Raw genomic sequence first — 6935 nt, forward strand, 5'->3', positions numbered from 1 at the left:
GAGCGCAACAGATCCGGAACGCCTTCGCGGATGGATAGGGGTTCAAACTGCTCTGAAACGGCATGATCTTTCCGGTTTATATAACCTAGACGCTTATGATAGGAATTCGCGCTTTTAGGCACAGTTCCGGGTTGTATACAGTTCAGCAATCTTCGGAAGTGGCTACGGCCGACCGATGCCGGTTTGCTAGGAACAGCACCTAATGAAGGTTCGCATAATAAGAGCAGGCTTTTCCGATCGGCCATGGTGGCCGAAAGGGGAAGCTGATGTCCACGCCATCGACGCCGACCTGGCAACAAAGGAGCGAGCCCTTGAGAAGCTCGCGCCCACGGACGCAACTTCACTTAGGTTCAAGCCCACCGACAGCGTGCTTGCCTTCCTGCAACAGCTCTGATTATCTACAGTTGGTCCGCCGGCAATCCAGAAACATCGGATCGTCAGCGGACAAACTGTGTACAACCCGGAACTGTGCCTAAAAGCGTCTATGCCCTGCAGCGCATAAACGCTTATCTTGGCTCAACCTCAAATGGAGCAACGTCCCGCGCAACAGCAGGGATTTTACGGGTAAGCGCGAACGTCAAGCAAAAACAGTCTCCCGGATTCCCAGGGCGCTGCACTCTAGCAAGCTGATGCTCCCGTTCACAAGCATTTTATTCGACGTGCCAAACAGCCGCGCTAACGCTCACCCAGGGCGCCGAATCTGCAACGGCGAACCTTGATGAAAACCTTAGGGAAGATACCGACGACACCGGCGAATCACGATAGGAAAATGTATTCCTAGGAATGCCGTCGTGACTGAGCCTTAGGAAATGCTTAAGGATCTCGAAAAACTCAAAAGATATACTTCTCAAGCGCGCTAGATCCAGGCCGTTAGATAGAACGCAGTACACACGTTTTTCTCTCGGGAGATTTAGATGTCCATTCAGGCAATCGGTCAAGGCACCGCACAAACAGATCCTTCGTCCACCGCATCGACTTCGAGTTCAGCGTCGACGGCGCGGGCATCGAGCACGACCGCTTCGTCGGCTACGGGGTCAAGCACCAGCACGTCGACGTCGTCGTACACGGTCAACATCAGCAGCGCCGCGCGCGCATTGATGGCTGAAGCAAGCGAGACGTCGGTTCAAACCGCGCAGGAAGCAGGAAAAGGCGATCAGCAGGCGCAACGCCTGCTCGCCAAGGAGGTGGCTGCCAAAGCGGGCTAACGCGCCCGAGGAGGGCACTTCGACGAATTCGATCGAACTCGAAAATCCGCTTCGACGTCTCGACATCCGATCACCGCGGCGTAGCCGATCTCTGCTTTCGCTCACTGCAATATTCAAGGCGAAAAAAAGATCTCGAGGAAACCGATTTCCGGTCTGGTGGACACAATGCTCGCGCGAAACGTACCACCAGGAAATCGATCGAGAATTCGAACGAGTGGGTCCCGGCCGCAAGCAGATGTTGCCGCGGCCGCCAGGGGCACATCGCCACTACAAGTTTGAACTCATCGACGGTTCGCTCAGCCCGAAATTCGTAGATTACGCATGTCTTGCATCGGTAACTGACGATCAGTGACTACGTCAACCAGGCATCGTTGATGCCAGTGTGGATATCTGTAAGGAGCAGCCCGGTTCTCCCTTGCTTACTCTCACGCGACGACAGCGAATCGACAGGTCCGACGACCGGCTGAAGCATAGCAACGGTTTCCTGAGAAGTGCGGGGGTAACCCGCCAGGCTACGCGAGAGGTTCATAGAGATCGTAGAAAAGCTGATTGCTGATGCGATGAACTGAGCCGTCGGATGAAGTGATCACCCAGTCGCCAGGATGCACGTCGCTCCATCCTTCGGCCGTAGCGATGGACCGTGCGCCGTTGCGTTGTTCTACGGCCGCGTGATCTCCCGGTGAAAACCACTGCGTGGCCTCAACAAGCCAGTCACGTTTCCGGAATTTCAAATCGACCTCCGATAGTCGCGTGGAGCCGCCCCGCATAGGGAAGTGCTGGCGGTGGAGAACGGAAACGCAAGAGAGCATGGCGCTGACTGCTCTCTTGTTGTGGTTCCGCTGCCTCAACAACGAGGCGAGCGACGAGGTAGCTGAATCGAAGTCGCTGTTTGTCATGTCTGCGGATATCGCATCGGCGAGACTTAAGGAGATCTCACCGGCGCCAGGAACGCGCTTTCACGCACCCGTTGGCTAGCCATGCTGAGGGCTCCATTGGCCACTATCAACCGGGATCGCCTGGCGCGCCTTCTGAGTTGCAAATCGAAACGGTTCGTCCGGTCGATCCGACCCGGACGGATTGACGCCGCCGTCACAGGCAACAAAGTCCCGGCGCTCCTGTAAGAGGATCTGGGAACTCACGTCGACACTCCCTCAGGATCAGCGTCCAACTCAGCTACAACATGCGTCGGAGCAGATTGTCTCTAAATCCGACCTGATGCACAAACACCGCAAAAACGTGCAGACCAATAAGGATCGAAAGAACGATGGCGCTTGTGCTGTGCCATTCCCCGAGGGCGGCTGCCGTTGAATTAGCCGTCGCGAAGCGAGTCTGACGATCCAGCCACGACCGTCTGCATTTAGCCAGCGGATCGGTTTCTGTCAGCAGACGACTGCGCCCGCTCGGCACATGCGCTGACGCGCCCAACAAAGCGGCAGGCTAGGCGGAAAGGGATAGCCGGCTCCGAAGCCGTGACCGCACGGCCAGGCTAATTGACCACCGGGTCCCAGCGGCAGGGCTGCCAGCGCCGAATCACGGTTAAGCAATCGTTAAGCTGCCGTCCTGATAATAATCGCCCAGCCAGTGCTTGCGGCACCGTCCGTGCTTCACCAGAGAAGTGAACTTTCGCGACTCGCGTGGCATATGCGATGTATTCATCAGATAACGCGAGCCGTGGCACTAATTCGAGTTCTACGGACGCGGTAATGGACCATCTGACTTCAATGCGCACCTTCATGAAGGTGGCGGAGTGTCTTAATTTTGCCGCGGCGGCGAGGCACCTCGACGTTTCGAATGCGGTCGTCACCCGGCAGGTGGCCATGCTCGAATCGCACCTTAATGCAAAGCTGCTAAACAGGACGACGCGCAGCGTGTCGCTCACCGCTGCCGGTCGCGCCTATCTGCAAGGATGCGTCGAATGGCTCAACGAACTGGAGTCGATGGAAAAGGGCATCCTGTCTGCCGCCGATGAATGTGCCGATGCGTTGAAAATTGCGTGTGCAGCGTCGTTTGCCGAAGGCGACCTGGCGGACTTGCTGACTGAGTTTCACCTCGCCGAACCGCAGATCCGGTTCGATCTCAGCGTCTTTGAATCTATGCAACGCGTTACCCTCGTCGATTTCGATGTTTGCTTCAGCGTCGAAAGCCAACTCCGCGATTCCGCGATGATATGCCGAAGCCTCGCAGTAACAAGGGACGTCATTGTCGCATCACCGCGCTATGTGAAACAATGTGGTATCCCTGAGCGTCCCGACGATCTTACACATCACAGTGTCCTGGTCGCAGGCGAGATACCGGCTCGTTTCTGGGAGTTTGACGATGCCCACGGCGTCAACCGTGCGTTATTCAGGCCCGTCCTTCGGGCCGGAAGCGTTCTGGCCGTCAAGCGCGCCGCACTTGCCGGGCTCGGGATCGCGCGCCTGGCGGAGTCGCTGGTGCGGACAGAACTGAATGACCGGACTCTTGTTCCGGTGCTAGGCCAGTTTCCGCTGAAAGGAAATGAACGGGCAATATGGATGCTTTATCCGGCGCATCGCCATATACCGAGAACCTTGCAGAGCTTCACCGATTTTGTGGTGTCACGCTCGCGTCGCTACTGAGGCACGAACATTTCCCCGGCCATCTGCCGGAAGAATGCTCGTGGCAAGCGTGACCACCCGCCAGCTCTAGCGTGCTTTGGCAACTACAGCCATGACGGGCGCCCCGGATGAGGGGGTTGCGCGTCTTCATGCGTGGCGCTGTCTTGTGCCGTCGTGGTACAGGCAGGCAGGAAAGCGACCAAGGTGGTTAACACTAAAGCCGCCATAATATTTTTCATGATCGCCGCCCGTCGTTCCGTTACCACAATTCTCGCTGCGCGACCTTAAGCGATCCTTAACCAATGTCGTCGTATCACTGGTCTTCTGGCGAAACCCCTCCTCGACCAGGCTGCATCCCGATCTCCAGATTTTATATCGTTCGGCGCATCGCCAGGTCCAGGGCGGATCCTCAGTCCTGAGCGGCATCAGCGGTCCCCAAGCGACACGCATCGGGTCGAGCATTTGCGCTGCACACGGTCGTGATGATTTAGCAACGCCCAGGGGAAACAGTCTGGCGCGAACATAGACGTCGCAGTATCGGCGTGTAAGGATCACACCCGCTGTATTGATAACAATTCAGTCAATAGTACTAACGCAGAAACAAACACAAGCTGTCTGAAAAAAAGTTGTCTACTCGAACAACATTTCTGGAGATCTTTTATGAAGAAAAGTCTGATCGCGCTGGCTACGTCAGCCACATTTGCAGTGCCTGTGTTCGCTCAGAGCAGCGTCACGCTGTATGGGGTGGTCGACGAAGGTTTCAACTACACCAACAATGTCGGCGGCAAGCACGACTATGAACTGCAAAGCGGCTATGCTCAGGGAAGTCGCTGGGGACTCAAAGGAGCCGAAGATCTCGGCGGCGGCACGAAGGCGATATTCCAGCTTGAGAATGGTTTTAACCTGAACAACGGTCGTCTGGGTCAGGGTGGCCTGTTATTCGGACGTCAGGCATATGTGGGCGTCTCGAATGCCACGTTCGGTACAATCACGCTCGGTCGTCAATACGACTCCGTCGTCGACTATCTTGCGCAGACAACAGCCAACGGAAACTGGGCCGGCTATCTGTTTTCGCACCCGTTCGACAACGACAACACGGATAACTCTTTCCGGGTGAACAATACGGTCAAATATGCGAGTCCGGATTTCGCCGGATTGCAATTTGGCGGCACATACAGCTTCAGCAACGCCACCGGCTTCGCTAACAATCGACAGTTCAGCCTGGGCGCGCAATACGCCAATGGCGGTCTGCTGGTCGCGGCGGCTTACCTGAATGCTGACAATCCTGGCCAGTCGTCCGGTGGTGCCATTACGTCGACCGATGCGAATTTCGTGGCGGAACGTCTGCGCATTTTCGGTGGCGGCATCAACTACACGTTTGGCCCCGCGACCGTAGGCTTCGTCTACACGAACACTAACATCAAGAACCCGTCCGCGAACGCCGGGTATCTGTCCAGCACCGAAACGATCCAGCCCGTCACGGGTCCGTTGGCGGGCGGGAAGCTCAACACGCTCAAGTATCAGAATTTCGAACTCAATGGCAAGTATCAGATCACGCCGGCATTCTTTGTCGGCGCGCAATATGTGTACACGCTTGAGAATTACGACGCGACAACGGGCAGCGTAAAACCGAAAATTCATAGCGTCGGATTGATGGCGGACTACAACCTTTCGAAACGCACGGATATTTACGTTCAGGGGGCCTACCAGAAAGTTGCAGGAAGCCAGACGGGGTCATCGCTCGACCAGGCTTATGTACCGGGCGCAGCCGACCTATCGTCAAATTCGAAGCAACTTGTCGTGCGCGCGGCAATTCGCCATAAGTTCTGAAGCGTGATGCCAAGGCGACGCGTACGCATTGCCTTAGCATCGCTGGAGGTAAAAGCAGCGCCCGCACTTTATCCTGCGGGCGCGCTCCACTGGTCTGCCATCCAATTTCGGGTGCCCCCATCAACGTTGATTGTCCAGTTCAATGAAACGAACCAAAAAGGCACAGCTTGCCGCATCAGCAAGCCGGATAGGAGCCGATGTGTCGCGGGGTTCAAGGCTCTCTCCCCCATCGCGGTTCTCACAAATGGCATTTGAAAAAATGTGCCCCGAAGGGATGGAACGAATAATTCGGCAACGCCTGTCCCCGATTTGGTGGCATCGATCATCCTGCGATTGACCCACCTCAATTCAGCGTCTGTTAAGGAGCCCCGTCAGAAAATGAGTTTTAACGCGGATTGCCGCGCCTCGTGGGAGAACTCATCATGCGTATATTTTTCAGAATCGCGTTTGCCGGCGTCCTAGCCGCTGCCGCCGTTGGAAACGCCTTTGGTACATCCAGCGTCTCGTATGTGACGACCGTTCGCCTGCACGATGGAAAACAGGTCGTTTGTGCTGTCAATGAACCCCAGTCGATGCAAGCGGGCGACCGCAACCAGACGCTGACCACGGGGGAACTTAGCGAAGCACAAATTGATGCAACGGCTAGATTGCGCCGTCATCCAGGCAACAAGAATCACTACCCGTCCGCCTCCACAGCCCCGCACGTTGACTGCTCCTAGGCAATCGCAGGGATTGGCGGGCAGGTCTCCAAGCAAAAGGAGCGGGTCCATTCTATGGCCGGACGCGCGTGACCTCCGCATCGCGATGGCCCTCGACGCGTCGAGAAAGTGAGAGCCTATGCGCCAAGGTCATCATTAGACGGTATCGAGCTCACTGGCGTTGCACTGACGCATTGAACGCGCCCATTGAGATTGAGCGCGCCGCGCGTCCTGAGTCGTCCGCGACGGTTATAGTAGAAAACAATGAAAGGCCATCGCGAAAGCCATGAACGGCAGCGAAAAGCACGGCGGACCGACGATGTGAACGTGTTGCGCGTTGCCCTTCAGCCGCTCAATGTGACACTCCGCGGAGAACTGCAGGATGAGAATCCTGATCATTGAAGACGATGCAGCGATCGCCGCCAATCTGTACGATTTTCTGGAGAACGCCGGCTATGAACCCGACCTCGCGCGGGACGGAGCGCAGGGACTCCACCTCGCTGTAACACAACGGTGGGACGCAATTCTGCTCGACCTGTCGCTACCGGCAGTGGACGGCCTGACGATCTGCCGAAAGCTTCGCAAGGAGGTACTTCTCGACGCGCCGATTCTGATATTGACCGCGA

The 6935-nt window shown here is 56.5% G+C and carries 6 protein-coding genes; 3 read left to right on the plus strand and 3 right to left on the minus strand.

The features are described from left to right. Positions 1 to 934 precede the first annotated feature (934 nt). From P0D70_RS35890 to P0D70_RS35900, 3 genes are all read right to left on the minus strand, one after another. A complete protein-coding gene (locus P0D70_RS35890; protein WP_156034533.1) occupies positions 935 to 1075 on the minus strand; it encodes a hypothetical protein in 141 nt (46 codons plus the stop codon). Between the two features lie 642 nt (positions 1076 to 1717). After that, the gene (locus P0D70_RS35895) at positions 1718 to 2101 is read right to left on the minus strand and encodes a hypothetical protein (protein WP_408188006.1); all 384 of its coding nucleotides are present in this window, start codon (positions 2099 to 2101) and stop codon (positions 1718 to 1720) included. Positions 2102 to 2378: 277 nt separating this feature from the next. After that, complete coding sequence (locus P0D70_RS35900; RefSeq protein WP_169742598.1) at positions 2379 to 2612, minus strand: cytochrome b/b6 domain-containing protein; 234 nt, start codon at positions 2610 to 2612, stop codon at positions 2379 to 2381. A gap of 296 nt (positions 2613 to 2908) precedes the next feature. Between P0D70_RS35900 and P0D70_RS35905 the strand changes: the two genes are divergently transcribed. The 3 genes from P0D70_RS35905 to P0D70_RS35915 all read left to right on the plus strand — a co-directional run. After that, positions 2909 to 3802 carry a LysR family transcriptional regulator gene (locus P0D70_RS35905; RefSeq protein WP_408188007.1) on the plus strand — a complete coding sequence of 298 codons (894 nt, stop codon included), beginning with the start codon at positions 2909 to 2911 and terminating at the stop codon, positions 3800 to 3802. Between the two features lie 639 nt (positions 3803 to 4441). Continuing rightward, positions 4442 to 5611 carry a porin gene (locus P0D70_RS35910; protein WP_408188008.1) on the plus strand — a complete coding sequence of 390 codons (1170 nt, stop codon included), beginning with the start codon at positions 4442 to 4444 and terminating at the stop codon, positions 5609 to 5611. Positions 5612 to 6691: 1080 nt separating this feature from the next. Next, positions 6692 to 6935 (plus strand): response regulator (locus P0D70_RS35915; protein WP_408188009.1); only part of this gene is annotated, 244 nt, incomplete at its 3' end.

The sequence above is a fragment of the Paraburkholderia sp. RL17-381-BIF-C genome (genome assembly GCF_046026435.1).
Classification (GTDB): domain Bacteria; phylum Pseudomonadota; class Gammaproteobacteria; order Burkholderiales; family Burkholderiaceae; genus Paraburkholderia.

Bases quoted from the DNA above. Each gene is read 5' to 3' on its own strand.
- P0D70_RS35890 (WP_156034533.1), bottom strand. From the start codon at position 1,075: ATGTTGACCGTGTACGACGACGTCGACGTGCTGGTGCTTGACCCCGTA.
- P0D70_RS35895 (WP_408188006.1), bottom strand. From the start codon at position 2,101: ATGACAAACAGCGACTTCGATTCAGCTACCTCGTCGCTCGCCTCGTTG.
- P0D70_RS35905 (WP_408188007.1), top strand. From the start codon at position 2,909: ATGGACCATCTGACTTCAATGCGCACCTTCATGAAGGTGGCGGAGTGT.
- P0D70_RS35910 (WP_408188008.1), top strand. From the start codon at position 4,442: ATGAAGAAAAGTCTGATCGCGCTGGCTACGTCAGCCACATTTGCAGTG.